Annotated in this window: 17 protein-coding genes and 3 tRNA genes; 9 read left to right on the top strand and 11 right to left on the bottom strand. The window is 65.1% G+C overall.

Annotated features, from left to right (window positions below):
* Positions 1-130: 130 nt before the first annotated feature.
* Both L0B83_RS11230 and L0B83_RS11225 read left to right on the top strand, forming a co-directional pair.
* A complete protein-coding gene (locus tag L0B83_RS11230; protein ID WP_234758510.1) occupies positions 131-670 on the top strand; it encodes a TspO/MBR family protein in 540 nt (179 codons plus the stop codon).
* 189 nt (positions 671-859) lie between these two features.
* On the top strand, positions 860-1879 hold the full coding sequence (locus L0B83_RS11225; RefSeq protein WP_372461188.1) for a glycoside hydrolase family 26 protein: 1020 nt from the start codon (positions 860-862) through the stop codon (positions 1877-1879).
* A 33-nt stretch (positions 1880-1912) separates the two neighbouring features.
* On the opposite strand, the gene L0B83_RS11220 is transcribed toward L0B83_RS11225, so the two are convergent.
* The 4 genes from L0B83_RS11220 to L0B83_RS11205 all read right to left on the bottom strand — a co-directional run bounded on the left by L0B83_RS11220 (position 1913) and on the right by L0B83_RS11205 (position 3559).
* A complete protein-coding gene (locus tag L0B83_RS11220) occupies positions 1913-2920 on the bottom strand; it encodes an Abi family protein (RefSeq protein ID WP_234758507.1) in 1008 nt (335 codons plus the stop codon).
* 279 nt (positions 2921-3199) lie between these two features.
* A tRNA-Phe gene (locus L0B83_RS11215) sits at positions 3200-3275 on the bottom strand.
* Between the two features lie 53 nt (positions 3276-3328).
* A tRNA-Asp gene (locus L0B83_RS11210) sits at positions 3329-3402 on the bottom strand.
* A gap of 84 nt (positions 3403-3486) precedes the next feature.
* Positions 3487-3559 (bottom strand) — tRNA-Glu (locus tag L0B83_RS11205).
* Between the two features lie 251 nt (positions 3560-3810).
* Here L0B83_RS11205 and L0B83_RS11200 point away from each other — a divergent pair.
* A complete protein-coding gene (locus tag L0B83_RS11200; RefSeq protein ID WP_234758505.1) occupies positions 3811-4719 on the top strand; it encodes a DMT family transporter in 909 nt (302 codons plus the stop codon).
* A 53-nt stretch (positions 4720-4772) separates the two neighbouring features.
* On the opposite strand, the gene L0B83_RS11195 is transcribed toward L0B83_RS11200, so the two are convergent.
* Together L0B83_RS11195 and L0B83_RS11190 are read right to left on the bottom strand one after the other, a co-directional pair.
* On the bottom strand, positions 4773-5693 hold the full coding sequence (locus tag L0B83_RS11195) for a carbohydrate kinase family protein (protein ID WP_234758504.1): 921 nt from the start codon (positions 5691-5693) through the stop codon (positions 4773-4775).
* 28 nt (positions 5694-5721) lie between these two features.
* Complete coding sequence (locus tag L0B83_RS11190) at positions 5722-6774, bottom strand: LacI family DNA-binding transcriptional regulator (protein ID WP_234758503.1); 1053 nt, start codon at positions 6772-6774, stop codon at positions 5722-5724.
* Positions 6775-6934: 160 nt separating this feature from the next.
* Between L0B83_RS11190 and L0B83_RS11185 the strand changes: the two genes are divergently transcribed.
* Positions 6935-7459, top strand: coding sequence for a metallopeptidase family protein (locus tag L0B83_RS11185; protein WP_234758502.1), 525 nt, complete (start codon positions 6935-6937; stop codon positions 7457-7459).
* Positions 7460-7469: 10 nt separating this feature from the next.
* Positions 7470-8390: a cation diffusion facilitator family transporter gene (locus L0B83_RS11180; protein WP_234758500.1), complete on the top strand. Its 921-nt coding sequence runs from the start codon at positions 7470-7472 to the stop codon at positions 8388-8390.
* A gap of 12 nt (positions 8391-8402) precedes the next feature.
* Here L0B83_RS11180 and L0B83_RS11175 read toward each other — a convergent pair whose 3' ends face one another.
* Positions 8403-11177, bottom strand: a complete 2775-nt coding sequence (locus tag L0B83_RS11175) for a PEP/pyruvate-binding domain-containing protein (RefSeq protein WP_234758498.1) — start codon at positions 11175-11177, stop codon at positions 8403-8405.
* Between the two features lie 39 nt (positions 11178-11216).
* A complete protein-coding gene (locus tag L0B83_RS11170; RefSeq protein WP_234758496.1) occupies positions 11217-12269 on the bottom strand; it encodes a universal stress protein in 1053 nt (350 codons plus the stop codon).
* Between the two features lie 396 nt (positions 12270-12665).
* Between L0B83_RS11170 and L0B83_RS11165 the strand changes: the two genes are divergently transcribed.
* Positions 12666-13328, top strand: coding sequence for an NAD(P)/FAD-dependent oxidoreductase (locus L0B83_RS11165; RefSeq protein ID WP_234758606.1), 663 nt, complete (start codon positions 12666-12668; stop codon positions 13326-13328).
* Here the strand turns inward: L0B83_RS11165 and L0B83_RS11160 are convergent.
* Positions 13325-13975, bottom strand: coding sequence for a copper resistance CopC family protein (locus tag L0B83_RS11160; RefSeq protein ID WP_234758494.1), 651 nt, complete (start codon positions 13973-13975; stop codon positions 13325-13327). The two genes, L0B83_RS11165 and L0B83_RS11160, sit on opposite strands and share 4 nt — an antisense overlap.
* Positions 13976-14088: 113 nt before the next feature.
* Here L0B83_RS11160 and L0B83_RS11155 point away from each other — a divergent pair, with 113 nt between their 5' ends.
* The 3 genes from L0B83_RS11155 to L0B83_RS11145 all read left to right on the top strand — a co-directional run bounded on the left by L0B83_RS11155 (position 14089) and on the right by L0B83_RS11145 (position 16931).
* Positions 14089-15531, top strand: coding sequence for an NCS2 family permease (locus L0B83_RS11155; protein ID WP_234758491.1), 1443 nt, complete (start codon positions 14089-14091; stop codon positions 15529-15531).
* 74 nt (positions 15532-15605) lie between these two features.
* Positions 15606-16571, top strand: coding sequence for a formimidoylglutamase (gene hutG, locus L0B83_RS11150; RefSeq protein WP_234758490.1), 966 nt, complete (start codon positions 15606-15608; stop codon positions 16569-16571).
* 138 nt (positions 16572-16709) lie between these two features.
* A complete protein-coding gene (locus L0B83_RS11145; RefSeq protein WP_234758489.1) occupies positions 16710-16931 on the top strand; it encodes a hypothetical protein in 222 nt (73 codons plus the stop codon).
* 79 nt (positions 16932-17010) lie between these two features.
* Here L0B83_RS11145 and L0B83_RS11140 read toward each other — a convergent pair whose 3' ends face one another.
* Together L0B83_RS11140 and hutH are read right to left on the bottom strand one after the other, a co-directional pair.
* Positions 17011-17259, bottom strand: a complete 249-nt coding sequence (locus L0B83_RS11140) for a hypothetical protein (protein ID WP_234758488.1) — start codon at positions 17257-17259, stop codon at positions 17011-17013.
* A 183-nt stretch (positions 17260-17442) separates the two neighbouring features.
* Positions 17443-19035, bottom strand: a complete 1593-nt coding sequence (hutH, locus tag L0B83_RS11135; RefSeq protein ID WP_234758487.1) for a histidine ammonia-lyase — start codon at positions 19033-19035, stop codon at positions 17443-17445.
* Positions 19036-19158: the final 123 nt, after the last annotated feature.

The raw sequence follows: 19158 nt of genomic DNA, 5'->3' as shown, positions 1-19158 counted from the left end.
CGTGTGTCCGCCCAGTTCAGGGACCCGTTAGCTGAACCTGTCATGGGTGCAGGTGGGTAATGTTGGTGCATGGACGCCGGGATTTCCGGGGTCCGGCCATCCGCGAACTTCCATCGGTCAAGGTGAATCTGTGCCGGCAAAATCTGCCTACTCCCGTGGAGGCCTGCTGTCGGCCGACAGGGGCATTGGTACCCAAGTCGCCGCCCTCGTAGGGTTCCTTGGAGCGTCTTTCGCCACCTCGGCACTGGGCTCGCTGGTCATCGTCAGCAACGCCCCGGGTTGGTACGCCGCGGCCAGCAAAGCGCCGTGGACACCGCCCGGCTGGGTCTTCGGGACAATCTGGACGGCGTTGTACGCGGCGATGGCCGTGGCCGCCTGGTTGGTGTGGAGGCAGCGATCGGCCCCCATCCACGGCGCCATGAGGGCCTATGCCGTTCAGATGCTGCTTAACCTCTCTTGGGCACCGACGTTTTTCGGCATGTACCCGATGTTGGGCGTCGCAGCGCTATGGCTGGCCCTGGCCGTTATCGCAGCGCTGGCAGCGGCAGTGACAACCACCATCGTGCGTTTCGGACCGATCAGCACGACGGCCGGCTTGCTGATGCTGCCCTACCTGTCCTGGATCGTGTTCTCCGGGAGCCTGAACCTCTACGCCGCCGTCAACAACTGACAAGGCGGGCCTTCTCCCCTTCGAGCCGATGTGGGCATAGTTCAGTCGCAGGATATGCGCAGGATTTGCCAAATTCTCCCGGGAAGGATGCGTTCTTTGCCATCATGGTCTTGGAACACGTCCAGCTCTGGGCCATTGATCGTTCCGCCCCGGACCGGGGAAAGGTGTTCACTGATTCTGGGGAGAGTTGTGCATAGTCATCGTGTTGTTGGGTTGGTCGTGTCCGGCCTTGTTTTGTCGCTCGTCGTTCTGTTCGGGATCGCGGTACCGGCCGAGGCCGCCGGCCAGGCAGCCATCCGCCTCAGCACCACCGCAGGTGCGGCAGCAGTATCACCTATCCCGGTGACAGGCTCCAAGGCGCTGCGTTTCGGCGTCGCGACCCCTGGTGGCCCGCAGGCCGGCAGCGAGCTTGACGACGTCGCCGCCATGGTCAACGAGAACCCTTCCATCGTCATGTCGTACAAGGACTTCAGCCAGGCCGCTCCGATCGCGGACCTGAACGCCGTCGATGCCCGCGGCGCGACCAGCGTGGTGACGTGGGAGCCGTGGCTGTGGAGCGGTAACGGGGCCAACCAACCGGCCTACGCCCTGGCCCGCATCACCGCCGGAGATTACGACGCCTACATCCAGCAGTGGGGCACTGCCCTGGCCGCCTGGGGCAAACCCGTCATGCTCCGGTTCGCCCACGAAATGAACGGCAACTGGTACCCCTGGGCCGAATCCGCGAACGGTAACAGTGCCGGTGACTACGTGGCCGCCTGGCGCCACGTCCACGACCTAGTCGCCGCAACCGGTGCCACCAACGTGCAGTGGGTCTGGAGCCCAAACGTGCCCTACTGGGGTTCCACACCGCTGACCGGGCTCTACCCCGGCGCCGGATATGTGGACATCGTGGCTCTGGACGGCTACAACTGGGGCACCTCGCAGTCGTGGAGCTCCTGGACCTCCCCCTCCGCACTTTTTGGGGACGGCCTGAGCCAGCTGCGCAGCATCGCACCGGGCAAGCCAATCTTGATCGCCGAAACCGCTTCCGCCGAGGCCGGAGGATCCAAGGCCGACTGGAACACCGCCCTGGTGTCCTATCTCGCCAGCCAGTCCGACATCATGGGGTTGGTGTGGTTCCACTACAACAAGGAAGTGGACTGGCGGATCAACAGCACCACCAGCTCCGCGAACGCCCTCGCCGCAGCCCTGGCCGCCAGGCCCTGACCAGATTCATGGACGTATCCGGGGTTTTGCCTCCTACGGAAGGTAAGGCTGCCAGAATTCATCTGAGTGCCAGTCGGGCGGGAAACCCATGGGATTCAGCGGGACGGAGTCGAATTCGGCTAGGAGGTCCCGCAATCGGGAGGCCCATCCGGAGCCCGGACTGATGGTGCCCAGAACGGTCTGAAGCGCAACGAGCACGGGGAAGACGCGGGATCGGCGGTAGGTTCCTTTGCCTCGGAAAATTTCTGTGTCGGCCAGCCATGCAACTCCTGCTGAACGAGGGATCCTGGGAGCCACACCGAACTGCCGATTCCACACCCGGCCGTGGTGTGCGCAGAGATTGCGGGTGTATTGGAAGGTGCCGAGCCATGAGCTTAGGAGCTCGTCTGTTATTCCGAGCTGCCGGGCGATCTCTTTCCGGTCTTCGCGGTCAGCGATGTTCCGATACAAGTACATGAGATCGCCGAAGGACAACATCTCGATCATCATCCATGACGGCGGTAACGATGGTTCGTCGGAGGCCGAGAGGTAGTGCCGCATGAAGGACTGCTTTTTGGCGTCTTCTGTTGCCCTTTGAAGGTTTCTGGGTGGATGTTCCTGGAGGCGTTGCAGATCTCGTTCCAGACGGTCCTTTTCGTCGTCTCTGGCTTTGGTGAGGTCCTCCAGCAGTCGGTCGTGATCAGCTTGGCGTTGAAAGTGTGAAGGATCCAGATACCAAAAGGGGCCGGCGCCCTTAAGAGACATGTGGTTTGAAAGGGTGGCCCGCAGGGCCACTTCGAAGCGTTCCAGCGCGTCCATGATCAGCAAACGCAGTCGCCGGTCGAAAATATAGAGCTGCAGAACGCCGTCAAAGTCCGCGCCGCTACGGAAGCGATGCGCTCCTCCTGGGAGCTGGTGCGGAATCATGTAAGGCGACAGCCGGTAGTAGCCGATCCGGGCTAGGTACCGCAGGGCTTTGCTTTCATCCGGTATAAGCAGGCCGCGCGATCGTAGTTGCTCAAGCTGCTGGACCAGACTTAACGCTGGCTTTTCATAGCGCATTGGATTCCCCCAAGAATGTCCGGGGAATGAAAGATCCCCCAATTTGCGCAGTACCTGTGAAGGCCCGAGGCGTGGGGGATATGTTGTTCCCAAGTTTATGGTGCTCGACGAGATAATACAACTCCGCGGTGGTGGTGTGGAATCATGAACGCGCTCAAGGGCGACACCAGAGCCGGAGCCGTCGTGCAGGAACAGCTCAAGGCAATGATCTGGATGTGCGGGGCTTGGCTGGTGAACGTGTTAAAACGAAAGAACCCCCGAGTTACCGGGGGTTCTAGCTGGTGGCTCCGACCGGCGTCGATCCGGTGACCTTTCGATTTTCAGTCGAACGCTCTACCAACTGAGCTACAGAGCCTTAGGTGACCACAATGCCACCATGATTACCGGAATTTCCTCCGGCAATCAGAGCGACCCTGACGGGACTTGAACCCGCGACCTCCGCCGTGACAGGGCGGCGCGCTAACCAACTGCGCTACAGGGCCTTGCTTGTTTGCGGCGTATCCACCGCGTTTTACAAGGCTTCCAGCCTACCAGACTTTTCAGCCCGGCTTGACCAGTTCCTTGCGTACCCCCAACGGGATTCGAACCCGTGCCGCCGCCGTGAAAGGGCGGTGTCCTAGGCCGCTAGACGATGGGGGCCTGGAACAATCCGAATCTGCGACGGTCAAAAGGCAAAACAGTTCCCCGTTTTAGCTTTCCGCTTGTCGCTCGTCCGAACTGGACTCTAAAACTTTAGAGCATAGTCACGGATATTCCCAAATCGCCCACTCCGGAGCGCGATCCGCTCTCGACCACCGCCCAGAACCGCAGCGCCAAGGTTGGCGCTTTCTTGTTGAAAGACGTCCGAATTCCGCCAGTGCGTCCGGCCGATCGACGGCTAGATTGGCATCATGGCCACAAGCACCCCCATCTCACCGGCGACCACCAGCGCCCGGACCATCAGCAAACTAGGCATCGCCGCAGTCATCGTCACCGTCGTCCTCTGGGCATCGGCCTTCGTAGGCATCCGGGCCGTAGGGCCCAGCTTCTCGCCGGGCTCCTTGACCCTAGGACGGCTGGTGGTTGCCGCCGTCACGCTCGGTATTGTCGCCCTGCCGCGGCTCAAGCGCTGGCCGAAAGGCCGCGAATGGCTGCCCATCCTGGCTTACGGCATCATGTGGTTCGCAGGTTACAACCTCGCCCTGAACGCCGCTGAGCACATGCTCGACGCCGGAACCAGCGCCATGCTCATCAACGTCTCGCCGATCCTGATCGCCGTCCTCGCAGGCGTCGTCTTGAAAGAAGGTTTTCCGCGCTGGCTGATTATCGGCAGCCTCGTTGCGTTCGGCGGCGTTGCCCTGATCGCGCTCGGTTCGGGACAGCGTTCGACGGCGGATGTCGCCGGAGTGCTGCTGTGCCTCCTCGCCGCCGTGCTCGCCGCGGTCAGCGTGATTGTCCAGAAGCCCGTGCTGCGCACCTTCTCGGCGGCACAGGCCACCTGGTTCGGCATCGCGGTGGGCGCAGTGTGCTGCCTGCCGTGGGCCGGTCAACTGGTGGCCGAAGTGGGTGCCGCACCACTTCCGGCCACCCTCGGCTTGGTTTACCTCGGGGTCTTTCCCACAGCCATCGCGTTCACGACGTGGGCCTATGCGTTGTCCCTCATCGAGGCCGGGAAACTTGCCGCCACCACGTACCTGGTGCCGGGCACCACGATCCTGATTTCCTGGGCGGTCCTCAAGGAAATCCCCACCATCTGGGGCCTCGTGGGCGGCATCATCTGCCTCGTCGGCGTCGGGCTGACGCGGCGCCGGTCCCCTTAGCCCGGCTCCCGCAGGCACCCGGGCGGCCCGGCGCCCGCGCAGAACCGCCGCCCCTACCGTGCCATCCCGGCGAGAAGCTCGCGGTGCGTGGGCGGGTTGGCTCCCGGCCGCCCCACGGTGATTGAAGCGGCCATGGAGGCTGTCTGCCCAATGCGTTCAAGAACCGTGGGCGCGAGCCCCTGGCTCCCGCGCAGCAGCAGCCCGAGGATCAGTGCGGACATGTATGAATCGCCGGCGCCGATGGTGTCCGCCACCACGGAGGTCACCGCCGGAACCGTCAACTGCGTGTGCCGCGTCGCCATCAGGGAGCCTTGGGCACCGCGCGTGACCACTGCCAGGCCCGCACCGAGCCCCAGGATGTGCTGGGCAGACTCTTCCAGCGACTTGCCGGGGTAGAGCCAGAACGCGTCGTCGTCGCTGAGCTTCACCACGCTCGTCAGCGGCACGAGTTCCTCAAAGATCCGGAGCGCCTCGCCGTGGCTGCCCAGGAGGTCGGTGCGGATGTTCGGATCGTAAGTAACGATGCACCCGCCCTGGGCCTGCTCCAGGAGGATCCTGACGTTGGCGGCGCCGGGCTCGAGGAACGTAGCGATTGAGCCCGTGTGGAGCACCTTTGGCGCGTAAGGGAGTGCCGCCGGGCCCAGGTTCCACTCGATGTCGAAGGTGTACTCGGCCGAACCGTCCGCGGCGATTTCCGCCGTCGCCGTCGCGGTCTTCGCGAGCGATTGCGAGCCGGGCAGGACAACGACGCCGGCACTTGCCAGGTGGGCCGCAATGGCCTCGCCCCGGGAATCGCGCCCAACGGCGGTCAACAGCCCGGCCTTCACGTCGAGCCGGCCGAGGCCATACGCGACGTTCGCAGGCGAACCGCCGGGGTATTCGGTCTGCCCTTCGGGCGAGTTGACGATGTCGATGAGCGCTTCGCCCACCACGACGACGTCGAGCGGCTCGGACGCAAGGTGCGACTGGTTCATGCGTTTCCTGTTCCTTGGTTGGGGAGTTTCACTTGTTGCCGGCAATTTCCGGTGGCGCCGCTACGGAGTGGCGTTCGACGAGGGGACATTCGAAGTATTCGGTGCTGCCGTCACGGTCCGCGCCGGCCAGGAGCAGTTCGATGGCACGCCGGCCCATCTCGAGGAAGGGCAGCTCCAGCGTGGTCAGCCCGGGCCGCAAGTGCGGAGCGAGCGTTTCCTGGTTGTCGAAACCCACCACCGACACGTCGTTCGGGACAGACAGCCCGAGCTGGCTCAACGCCTGGTAAGCGCCCCAGGCGGTGCGGTCATTGCCACAGAAGAGAGCCGTGGGCGGCTGCGGACCGGTCATGAGCGCCACGGCGTTGTCGAAGCCGCCCGACTCATTCCCGTCGCCGATCTTGTGGAGCCGGGGGTCGGCGTCGAGGCCGTGCTCCCTGAGTGCCCGGAGATAGCCCGCATGGCGCCCGACGGCGGCGGGAAGCGCAGCGTCCGCCGCGCCGATGTTGATCATGGCGATCCGGCGGTGCCCGGCGTCAAGCAGGCGTTTGGTGGCGGTGTAGCCGCCCAACTCCTCTTGCGGGGCGATGCTCGGAAAGCGTCCGGACCGGTCGCGTGAATTGAGCACGACGGCGGGCACCTCGGCCAGGACGTCCGGCACGTCGAGGACCCGGTGGTACATCGCGGCGTAAACCACTCCGGCCACCTTGTAGGACAGCATGGCCTCCAATGATGCAGCTTCGAGGTCCTTGTCACCGCCGGTGTTGACGGTCAGGAGGAGTAGCCCCGCCTCCCATGCCCTTGCCTGGGCGCCTTCGATGATCTTTCCGGCGAAAGGCGCCGTGGCCACGAAATCGCCGACGAAGCCGATCATGCCCGCCACGCCGTCGCGGAGCACTTTGGCGTGGGCGTTGGTCCGGTACCCCAGTTCGTGGGCGGCGGCATGGACCCTGCGCCGGGTTTCCTCCGAGAACCTGGTGCCCGCGGCTTCATTGAGCACCAAGGAAACCGTGGCCTGGGAAACACCGGCAGCGGCAGCGACGTCGTTCATCGTCGTGCCGGAGCGGGTTCCGGGGCGGGTCATGGTCTGGCCTGTCTGCTGGGAGGTCTGGGTGCTTTGTACAGGATCCGCACGACTGGCTGGGCTTAACCTGGGACTGGGTTATACGAATTAGCAACCCCGGAAAACTGTAGTTGCCACACCAACCGGCGTCAACGGCCCGGCCACGGACTAGAGTCGGAACATGCCCGTGAATTTGCCTCCCGGCTTGCCGATCCTTCCCGACGGCGGCGCTCCAGGCGCCCAGCGCATGTCCTCCCCGCTCCCAAATGCTGGTTCCAAGACTGGTTCGGCCGCCGGTTCTGCTTCCGGTTCTGCTGGGGCGCAGTTCCCTGGCGTTCCGTTCGACATGTCTCCGGAAGACTTCGAGGCGGCTGTCGGCGATGCCCTGCTCCTGATCCCGGACAAAGCGGCCAAGGCCATGGACAATGTGGCCATCTTCATCGAGGACGACTACATCCCGCGGCCCGGGGACGAGCCGGACACCGTGCTCCTTGGCCTGTACGAGGGCGTGCCGTTGACGGAACGGGACTCGTGGTGGGATGCCGGTTCCCTTCCTGACCGGATCACCATTTTCCGCCAGCCGATCCTGGATATCTGCGGATCCCGCGAGGAAGTAATCGACGAGGTGGCCATCACTGTTATCCACGAGATCGCCCACCACTTCGGCATCGGCGACGACCGATTGCACGAACTCGGTTGGGGATAGCCTTGTAGGCATGGGGCACGATCACCACCACTCGCACGGCATCACCGCTACCGGCAAACATCGGAAGCGGCTGGTCGCCGTCCTGGCCATCACCCTCGGGGTGGTCCTCGTCCAGGTGGCGGGCGCCGTCGTCTCCGGTTCGCTGGCGCTGCTGGCTGACGCGGGCCATATGCTCTCCGATGCCGCCGGCGTCTTCATCGCGTTGCTGGCCGCCTGGATAGCCGCCCGGCCGGCGAGTGATCAGCGCACCTACGGGTACCAGCGGGCCGAGGTCCTTGCTGCCCTGGCCAACGCCCTCATCTTGATCGTGATCTCAGTGGTGATCTTCATTGAGGCGATCCGCCGTTTCGGTGAGACGCCGGAGATCCGGACCGATGTCATGCTCTTCGCGGCCTTTGTGGGTGCCGCCGCCAACTTCGTCTCGCTGCTCATCCTCCGTGGCGCGCAGAAGGAGAGCCTGAACGTTCGCGGCGCCTACCTCGAAGTGCTCGGCGATCTTTTGGGTTCGTTCGCCGTCATCGTGGCCGCGGTGGTCATCATGGCCACCGATTTCCGGGCCGCCGACCCCATCGCCTCCATCCTGATCTCGCTCATGATCCTTCCCCGGGCGTGGCACCTGCTGCGCGACGTGGTGGACGTGCTGCTGGAGGCTTCGCCCAAGGGTGTGGAAGTCCAGATGATCCGCGAGCACATCCTTTCCGTTGAGGGCGTGGTGGCCGTCCACGACATCCACATTTGGACCATCACCTCGGGCGTTCCCGTTTTCTCGGCGCACGTGGTGGTGGAGGACCGGATTTTGGACGCCACCGGCGCGGACCGGCTCCTGGACCAGCTCGGTTCCTGCCTCGGCTCGCACTTCGATACCGAACACTGCACCTTCCAACTGGAACCGGCCGGCCACTCGGCACACGAAACCCACCAACACGCCTAGGCCCGGCGGAGCCTAGCCTGGCTCGACAGAAACCGTTCCCGTGGCTCCGTCCACGGTGATCGCCTGTCCTGTACTGATCCGGGAGGTGGCATCCGGTACGCCCACGACGGCGGGAATCCCGTACTCACGGGCCACCACCGCGCCATGCGAATTGGGTCCGCCCATCTCCATCACGAGTCCGCCGGCGGTCAGGAAGAGCGGTGTCCAGCCGGGATCCGTGGACGGTGCCACCAGGATTTCGCCGGGTTCGAGATGCGCGCCCACCGGGTCCATGATTACCCTGGCCGCTGCCGCCACCGTTCCCGCCGAAGCCGGAGTCCCCCGCAGCGTGCCGTCCGGCAGTGCGCTGCCCGACGGCGGGCGTCCAGTCCCGCTGTCCGCGGAATCGGCGGGCAGGGCTTCCGGCTCGGTGCCGTCGGAGAGCAGCACGCGTGGCACGTGTCGGCGCTTGAGTTCAAGCTCGTAGGCCGCGCGGCGCTCCGCCACGAGCTCGTGGAGATCCTTGCCGGCCAGGCCGTGGCGGGCGGCGTTGAAATCCAGGAAGAAGACGTCGCCGGCATCATCGATGACCCCGGTTGCGGCCAAGGCCTCGCCTACATCCGAAATCCGGGCCCGGACCGCGGCGAAGCCGCGCACGAGGTGGTATTTGGGGAGCTCACGGAGTCCCGCGAACATGCGTGTCCGATCAAGTGCCATCTTCACGATCCTCGCGTGGAGCGGACTCTTGGACCTCGCACGGGCCACCAGTACGGCGAGCTGATCCTCGGCGTCGTGGGCTGCTCTTTCGAACTGTACGTCCGGCGCCAAGCGGGGATCATCGAGGCGAAGGTAATTGACCAGGACTCCGATGATGTGGGTGGGATCATCGGACCAGCGGGGCATGCCCAAGTCGATTTCCGCGACGGCCCGGTGGCCGTAATCGCGCAGGAACAAGGCCAATCCCGCTTGTGCGACGACCGGCAGGTTGCCGCTGCGGTAGCTCTCCGCCAGCACAGCGGGATCGCCGCCGGTAAACGCCGCCGCGGAATCGGGATCGTCGCGGATGCTGGTCGAGAGCCGCCACAGGGCGAGGTCCATTTCAGTGGTGACGTTGTTGGGAAGGCCTCGGATGATGGTTTGGAGCTCACCCCAGGAGGCTTGTTCGCCAAGCAGCTTCCGGACCAGTCCGATCATTCCGAAGCCGAGCGCTACCGGGGGCAGGATCCTGGGCAATATGGGGAACAATTCCGAGCGCAGTATCCGCTCGGCATCGTCCAGCTTGTCGCCGGGAGTGGCATCCTCGGGGACTTCGCGTGCGGCCTCCAGTTTGCCGTCCAGCCGTTGAACCCTGTCGAGAGCAACCTCCGGCCGAAAGAGCGCAAGCAGCAGTGCCTTCGGAAGGTGGAAGCGCAACACGATCGGAACAACATGCCTGAGCAGCTTGAACGGCGTCTTGCTGGTGACGCTGAAGCGCGGATCCTCGAAAAGGGCACGCATGATGGTCGCCGAACGTGCCTCCATCACGTCGAAAACCCTCGGCACGATGGCCCGCCCGGCCTTGCTCCGGAGCACCGAAGTGAGGTCGAAAAAGATCCGCTGCCCCGCCTCGTAGTAGGGCGAAGGTCCGTCCCGCGGCTCGGGAACCCTCAATCCAGCCGCGCCGGCCACCGAGGACGCCATGAGCCTGATGCCCGCGAGGCCCATTGGAGTCAGGGGGCGGGTGAGGCCTTGGGCGAGGCTGAAGCAAAGGTACGCATGGGCGCCCGGGATCCCGGGGTGCCGGGTCATTTGCGGGTAGAGCGTGGTGATCGGGCGCGCTTGGGTGAGCCACATTGCGCCATCGCCGTCGATTACCCATTCGATGTCCTGCGGTGCTCCAAAATGCTCCTCGACACGCTCGCCGAGGCCAGCGAGCGCCCTGACCTGGGAGTCGGCAAGGCAGGGTTCCGCGGCGGTTTGGTTCTGCGTCGCCGCGCCGGAGGTCCCGGGCAACTCGAGCCTTTCGGTCCCGCCCCCGGGAGTGGAGCGGATCACCAGCTTCCGGTCTCCGATGCGCCGTTCCGTGATCCTGCCGGTCAGGGAATCCACCACAAAGTGGTCCGGATTCACCGAGCCGGAGACCACTGCCTCGCCGAGCCCTGGATTGGCGTCAATGACCGCCTCGCGGCGCCGCCCGGTCACTGGATTGGCGGTGAACAACACTCCCGCGGCCTCGGCGTCCACCATCTGTTGGACGACGACGGCGAGTGTCACCGCCGCATGGTCGATCCCGTTGCTTGACCGGTAGCTCACAGCCCGGTCCGTCCACAGGGAGGCCCAGCATTTCCGGACGGCCTGCAACACGGCGTCGGCTCCCACGACGTTCAGGTAGGTGTCCTGTTGTCCGGCGAAACTCGCAAAGGGCAGGTCCTCCGCCGTGGCGGAGGACCTTACGGCCACCGGGACTTCCGGACCAAGCGCGGAGTAGGCCGAACGGACCGCGCCTTCGACGTCGGCCGGGACACCGGCGTCGAGCACTGCTTCCCGGGCGCGGGCCGCAAGCGAGGCGAGCGCCTCAAGGTCGCCGGAATCGGCTGCCTTGAGGCCACGGAGAATGTCCGGGAAGGCCGCGGGGACTCCGACCGGCTGCATTGCACGCCGGTAGGCCTCGGTGGTCAGGCAAAACCCGGGCGGGACCGGGAGCCCCGCCCAGATCAACTCGCCAAGGTTGGCGGCCTTGCCACCGACCTCGGGAAGCATGGTTGCCCGAATCCGGTCCAGCCCGACCGTTAGGCGCGATGACTCCCCGGTCTGTGGGTGCTCCGCCATTTCCGTCCGCCTGCGTCCCCGGGTCTGTGGGCTTGCCTGCTATGCGGCGCCGAGCATGGGACCGAAGTTGGGGCGGTCCGCCAGCCTGGGATCCTCGCGGTCGGGAACAACCAGTACGGGTCCTTTGGCGTGGTGCAAGACTCCGTCGGAGGTCGATCCGAGGAGCATTCCTGCGAAGCCTCCACGTCCCCGGGTGCCCAACACCACGAGTTCGACGCCGCGGCTCGCTTCCACGAGGACTTCCACTGGCGAACCATCCAGCAATTGGGTTTCCGCTGGAAGGTTGGGGAAGTGGCTCTTGAGCCACGCCAAGCCCGCGTCCAACTGAACCCTGATGTCCTTGAACAGTGCCTCGCGGTCCAAGGGAGCAGGTACCCAGGCCAAGGAGCCGCTGTACTCGGGCACGGCGCAGATGACGCGCAGCTTGGCGCCCATGCGTTCAGCCGCCTCCGCGGCCTCCAGGACGGCAACCCGGGCCTGTTCCGAGCCGTCCACGCCGACCACCACCACGTTCTCGACAACGCGCAAGCCGGCCTTCGCGCGCTCGGCCTTGATGTGCTTGTCCTCCGTGGTTTCTCCCAGTCGGTCCGCGCAGAAAAGCGGGACCGTCACCGTGGGGCACTTCGAGTGCGCCGGGAGGGCACTGCTCACGGAGCCCAGGAGCCTGCCTACGAAGCCGCCACGTCCGCGGGTGCCGAAGACCAGGAGTTCGGCGGTTTCGGACAGATCCAGGAGGACGCCGGCGGCATCTCCGTTCTCCACCGAGCCATCGACGTCGATGGCGTACCCGGAGACCTTCTCAAGGGCCTGCTTGACGATTGCCTCGGCGCCGTCACGGATAACGGAGTCATCGACTGTTGCATAGCCGCCGTCCAGCCCGGAAGCCGCAAAGATGGGCACCGAGTAGGCCGTGACTACGTGCAAGGGCAGCTGCCGGCGTTCGGCCTCGCGGGCGGCCCAAATAAGCGCGCACTGGCCGTGTTCGCTGCCGTCTACGCCCACCACAATGCCGCCGGGGGCAATGGATGGTTCCTCCGTGTTGCCTTCGGCCTCTGATGGACGGCCCTGAGAGTGTCTGCCGTGCTGGTCCATGCGGCCTGCCTCCTCGCACTGCTGCTGATGTTGCGGCTATTCTGCCAGAGGCCGCACCCACAATGTGTTTCTCGCTTGACTCCCGTGAGTTGCAGTCTCCAATGCTCACTATTCTCGTTTGCAATGGCCGAATCAAGCGGGAAGAAGGGTGTGTGGAAACCGTCCTGCGGACGCGAAAATCCGCCGGGTCGGGGCGCGAAAAAGCCATCGGCGGACATGCCGGTGCCGGGGCTACCCACCGGGCGATTTCTTCTGTAATGTTCGAGGCACCGATGACCGGGGATCGTGTTTTCCAACACATCAACGGCCATCATTCGCGACCGTTTGGGGACCCGGACGCCATCCCGGTGTTGCCTCGGCAACGCACCTTCAAAGAGGAGCCAAGCTGTGTCAACCATGCCTGCTGCGAGGACGGAACGTACCACTGCCGTGGTCATCGGCGCCGGCATGCCCGGCTTGGCAGTGGCCAGCGAATTGAGCCGCTACGGCGTCGACGCAATCGTGGTGGACGGAATGTACGTCCCCGCCCCCTTGCAACCCCTCAACACCGGCCTCCTGCAGCGCTGCGACGCCGCGGATGCCGCGTGCCTCCAAGAGCGCAGCGAAATCCTGCGGCACCTGCGCAATTACGCAGCCAGCCACGGGCTCGACGTGCGGAGCACCACCCGGGCCGTCCGCCTCGATCGCCTGGACGAAGCCGCCGAGGGGTCCGTGGTCTCCGGAACGGTGCATTCCCCGGGCGCGGCCTTGTGCCAGTGGGCCGTCCACACCCCCAACGGAGTTCTCTTGGCCGACCACATCGTCCTAACCCGTTGTGGACAAAGCCAGTTGCGGAAGATGCTTGCCGAGCTCGGCATCGCGATCGGCCAGAACCTCGTAGCAGCCATGCGGGCGATTGGGATGTACCTGGTCGGCGTCGGCGAACTCGCCACACCCACCCCTAAAGAAGTCCTCCGCCAAGCGAAGGTGGTGGGCCAAGCGATCTCCGCCAAGGTCCACCCGGAGAGTGTCCACGGGGCCCTCACCGGCACCTTTGCGGCAATTCCCGCGCCGGCCTAGTTTCCGGGCGCGATCTCCTCGTCATCGTCGGCATCATCAGACTCTTCTGATTGGCCGTTGGCCAGCCGGCGCCGTGCGGTGACGCCTAGGAAAACCAGCAGGCCCGCGGCCACCAAAGCGAAGACCAAAATGCTCCAGGGGAACGGCTGTGAGGCGTCGGGCGCCTTCTCCTGCGTCCCGGTCGAACCCGGTGCGGCGGTGCCGGCGGTGGGCACCTCCGCCGAAGGCGCGGTATTCGCGGAGCCGCCGCCCGCCGTCGTGCTTCCGGTTTTGGCGGTGAACGTGAAGGTGCCTTCGATGGGGTGCGAATCCGAGCTGACTACCCGCCAGATGACGGTGAATGTTCCGGCAGGCGCGCCCGGCCGCAGCTTCTGCGACACCACGGTGTCCACAATCTCCACCGAACCATCTGCCCAATTCAGGCCCGAGGCGTCGTTCACCCTGATCTGTGAGCCGAGCAGGAGCGGGCGGTTGTTGAACGTGATGGACACGGAGTCCGGGACGCTGGCAACCGTTGAACCGTTGGCCGGTGAGGTGGATTCGGCGGAGTCGTGCGCGAACGCGGGTGCCGCCGAGAACAAGGCGGCGGAGAAAAGCACCGTTGTGAAAGCTACGACGACGGCCAGCAACTGGCGGATGGGGCGCATGAGCGAATGACTCCCTTTGTGTTGGATTCCTTACAGATTAGGCGAATTCGCGGGAGGGCCGAACCTGTGGGCATAGGATTTGAGAGCACACTTTCCCGATCCCGGAGACTTCCATGCTCAAGCAGGGCTCAGCCATCGACCGCTACTTCAAGATTTCGGAGCGCGGCTCCAATTATTCGCGAGAAATCCGTGGCGGCTTCGCGACGTTCTTTGCCATGAGCTACATCGTGGTCCTCAACCCCTTGATCCTTTCCGGGACGGACTCAAGTGGGGCTTCCCTGGGCTTCGCCGCCGTCGCGGCCACCACGGCCTTCGTAGCAGGCATCATGACCATCCTGATGGGAGCCTGGGCCAAGCACCCGTTCGCCATTGCTACCGGGCTCGGGGTCAACGCCTTCGTTGCGGTCACCATTGCCTCGCACCCCGGCCTGACCTGGCCGGACATGATGGGCCTGGTGATGCTCTCGGGCCTCACCATGCTGATCCTGGTGCTCACCGGCTTCCGCACAGCGGTCTTCAAAGCCGTACCCGAGGCACTGAAGACCGCGATCGTGGTGGGCATCGGCCTCTTCATCGCCCTCATCGGCCTGGTCAATGCCGGCTTCGTGCGCCGCATCCCGGACGCCGCCGGCACCACGGTCCCCCTGGGCCTGGGCGTCGACGGGAAGCTGCTTGGCTGGCCCACCCTGGTGTTCGTCGTGGGCCTTGTCCTGACGATTGCTCTGGTGGTCCGCAAGGTACGCGGCGCCATCCTGATCGGCATCATCGGCTCCACCATCCTCGCCGCCATCCTCGAATTCACCCTGCACATCGGCCCGAGTTTCGACGGCAAGACCTACAACCCCCGCGGCTGGTCCCTGGTCGCGCCCAAGTTCTCGGAGTGGGCCGCTCCGGACTTGTCCCTCATCGGCAAGGCGAACCCCATCGGCGCGTTCCAGCACCTCGGCTTCATCGCGGCGGCTCTGCTCGCATTTGTGATCCTGCTCAGCATCTTCTTCGACGCGATGGGCACCATGGTGGGCCTCGCCAGGGAAGCAGGAAACATCGACAAGCACGGAAACATCCCCAACGTGGACCGCGTCCTGCAGGTTGATGCGCTCGGCGCGATCATCGGCGGCGGCTCGTCCGTGTCCTCCAACCAGATCTTCGTGGAATCCGGCGCCGGCATCGGGGAAGGCGCGCGCACCGGCTTGGCCTCGATCGTGACTGGCCTGCTGTTCCTGGTGGCCATGTTCTTCACCCCGCTCATCAACCTGGTCCCGTTCGAGGCCGTCGCACCCGCCCTGGTTGTAGTGGGCTTCATGATGGTGTCCCAGGTGGGCAAGATCCACTGGCAGGACTGGGGTGTCGGCATTCCCGCGTTCCTGACCATGATCCTCATGCCGTTCACCTACTCGATCGCCAACGGCCTGGGAGCCGGGTTCATCTCCTTCGCGCTCATCCGCACCTTCCAGGGCCGGGCACGCGAAGTCCATCCGCTCATGTGGGCCGTCGCGGCAGCGTTCCTGCTGTTCTTCGGGATCGGCCCGGTCGAGGAAATCCTGGGCGTCAAGTAGCCCATTCCGGAATACCGGACGCCCTCCGCCTGCAACTGGTGTTTTTCGCTCCCGGCATGCGGTGAGCTTGAATCATGGAGATTTCCCGCGCTGTTGCCGATATCCGCCCGACGCCGTGGACCGGCCGCTTCGACGGCGACGGCGGCGAGCACCGTCGTTGGTGGCAGGCCGTGGCGCCCCTCACGTCCGATGTGACCGCCCCCGGTGCGACGGGAGCGGGGTGCCGGCCCGCCGTCGTCGTGGGCTTCCGCAGTGACGAAGGCGTGCGACGCAACAAGGGCCGTATTGGTGCGGCGGCGGCCCCGGAGGCCATCCGCCAAGCCTTGGGCCCGCTGGCTTTCCACCTGGACCGGGACGTCTTCGACGCCGGCGACATCGTTGTGGAGGGCGACTCGCTTGAGGCCGGCCAGGAGCGCGCTGGGCGTGTGATCTCGGAATTGCTCGACGCCGATAATCTCACGGTGCTGCTCGGCGGCGGGCACGAAACCGCGTTCGCCAGCTACCTGGGCGTCGCCGGCTCGGAGGCCGTGGCAAGCGGCAAGCGTCTTGGAGTCTTGAACCTGGACGCGCACTTCGATCTGCGGGACGAGCCCGTGTCGAGCTCAGGCACGCCGTTCCTGCAAATGGCCCGCGCAGAGGCCGCCGCCGGCCGTGAACTGAACTACGCCGTCGTCGGAATCTCTGAACCCAACAACACGCGCACCCTGTTCGACACGGCGGACCGGCTGGGCGTGAAGTACCTGCTGGACGAGGACTGCTCCGCCGAGGCCGTCCATGATTTCGTGGCACGGTTCCTGGACAGCGTGGACATGCTCTACCTGACGATTGATCTGGACGTGCTGCCGGCGTCGGTGGCTCCGGGGGTGAGCGCGCCTGCCGCGTATGGTGTTCCGCTGTCCGTCATCAGCGCTGTGTGCAGGCAGATCGCCGCGAGCGGGAAGCTTATTCACCTGGACGTGGCCGAGCTCAACCCCGGGTTCGACATCGACTCGAGGACCGCCAAGGTAGCCGCGCGCTTGGTGAACACGCTGCTGGGGTAAGGGGCAGACGCTGGCGGCAGCGCCACGCCATGCCGGTGATCCATCTCCCAGAATGACAGACATCCGATGACACTTTGCTATCTTTTGATGCAGGACTGTCGCTCCCCCCGCGACACCCTGCAGAAGGAGGCCCCCCCAATGACCACTTCCACCATGGAACGTCAAGAAATCCGTTTGTCCTTTTCGTCGGTCGACGAGGTCCATGCCGGACTGGACAGCGCTGTCGCCACGCTCATCGAAGCGGCAGCCGAAAACGGCCACTGCGGGATCCTGGTGACCCGCCACGAGCCCGGAACCTACACCGTGGCCTTGGACGAGTCCGTGCCGTTCGGCCAGACCCGCGAGATCATCGCCGCCTAGTAACCGGCGCAGACAACAAAAAACCGGGGCTTGTTGAAAACAAGCCCCGGTTTTTTCGTGTGGACGGCGACTCTGCCGGTTACACCCGGCGCAACTCGACGCCGTCGGACTTCATGAAAAGCTGCTTGGCGGCTTCATCGGCGCCGGGTCCTGCAGGTTCAAGCCACACAACGTTGCCGCTGCCCGAGACTTCCTGCACCTCCCCCGCCGCGACCACATGTGCGTGCCGTACGACTTCGATCCGCTCCCCCGCCTTCAGCATTCCCCAGTTGGAAACGACGGCGGACTGTGCGATTCGCCTGGACAGAACTGTCCCGCGTGCCTTCATTGAACTTCTACCCCTTTGTGGATGTTCGCTACTTCAGTTGTGCCCCGGCAGGCCCACGACATCGTCGGCGTGGACATGCCGTACCCCATAAGTTCTACTACACAGAAAGCGCCCCGGGGCGCGTATTGCCAAACATTTCCGGGGCGCTTCCTATTGTTCACTCGAACGGTATTTTGTTCGGCGTCAGGCGAGAATTCCGACGGCGGATTCGGCGGCTGTTCGCACCTCGCCGGCGGCCACAAGACGGTCCGCCGCTTCCAGTTCGGGCGAGAGGAAACGGTCGGTTCCGGGACCGTCGACGACGCCGCGCAGCGCCTCGATCACGGCAGTACCGGCAGGACCCGGCGTGAGCTCGCCACCGGACAGCTGGGTGCGGATGTCGAGGGCGCGGGCGCTCGTCACGAGTTCCACAGCCAGGACGCGGCGCAGGTTCTCGATGGCCTTCCGGAGCTTGCGGGCAGCGTGCCACCCCATGGAGACGTGATCTTCCTGCATCGCGGAGCTTGGGATGGAGTCCACCGACGCCGGGACGGCCAGGCGCTTGTTGTCCGAGACAAGCCCGGCCTGGGTGTACTGGGCAATCATGAGGCCCGAGTCCACGCCGGGATCGTCGGCAAGGAAGGCCGGGAGTCCGTGCGAACGGGCCGGGTCCAGCATGCGGTCCGTGCGGCGTTCCGCGATGGAGGAAAGGTCCGCCACCGCGATCGCTAGGAAGTCCAGGACGTAGGCCACGGGGGCGCCATGGAAGTTGCCGTTGGAGGAAACACGCCCGTCCGGGAGGACCACGGGGTTGTCGATTGCTGCAGCCAATTCGCGGGAGGCCACGAGTTCGGCGTGGGTCAGCGTGTCACGCACGGCGCCGGCCACCTGGGGTGCGCAACGGAGCGAGTACGCGTCCTGGACACGGGAATCGCCCTCGCGGTGCGAAGCAACGATCGGCGAGTTGGAAAGCACCCGCAGCATGTTGTCCGCGCTGGCGGCCTGGCCGGGGTGGGGCCGCAGGGCCGCGTGCAGCTCGGGCAGGAACACCTGGTCCGTGCCGAGCAGTGCCTCGACGCTGAGCGCAGCGGTGATGTCCGCCGTCGTGAGCAAGAGGTGCAGGTCCGCGATTGCCATAAGGAGCATGCCCAGCATGCCCTCGGTGCCGTTGACGAGCGCGAGGCCTTCCTTTTCCGCGAGGACAACCGGCTCGATGCCGTGCGCAGCAAGCAGGTCCGCGACGGCGGGACGCCCCGGAACGCCGTACAGCTCGCCGTCGGGCCCGGTAGCTTCGCCTTCGCCCATGAGGACCAGGGCGCAGTGGGACAGCGGAGCGAGGTCCCCGGAGCAGCCCAGCGAGCCGAATTCACGGACCACGGGCGTGATTCCTGCGTTGAGCACGTCCACCATGGTCTGCAGGACCACGGGACGAACGCCCGTGCGGCCGGATGCCAAGGTCTTGGCGCGCAGGAACATGATGCCGCGGATGACTTCGCGTTCCACGGCCGGGCCCATGCCGGCGGCGTGGCTGCGGATGAGCGACTTCTGGAGCTGGGTGCGGAGCTCGTTGGGGATGTGGCGGTTGGCGAGGGCGCCGAAGCCCGTGGAAACGCCGTACGCCGGAACTTCGCTGTGCGCGAGGCCGTCGATGTGGGCGCGGACCTTGGCAACCGTGTCCAGGGCTTCCTGGGAGATGGTCACTTTGGCGTCGTGGCGTGCGACGGCGACGACGTCCTCCGGCGTGACTCCGCTGGAGCCGAGGGTGACGGTCAGCGGTTCGTGGGTAATCGTGGTCATTGGTGATCCTAAGTCTTATCGATTGCTCCGTAAGTGTCGTTTTGGGGGGGTCAAAACGACGGTTACGGAGCAATCGATGTGGTGGTTAGAGTGATTCGTTCATGGGGATGCGGACGCCGCGTT

The sequence above is a fragment of the Arthrobacter alkaliphilus genome (assembly GCF_021483235.1).
Lineage (GTDB): Bacteria > Actinomycetota > Actinomycetes > Actinomycetales > Micrococcaceae > Arthrobacter > Arthrobacter alkaliphilus.
Note: the sequence above shows the minus strand (reverse complement) of the source record. Positions and strands in the feature narration are given on the sequence as shown.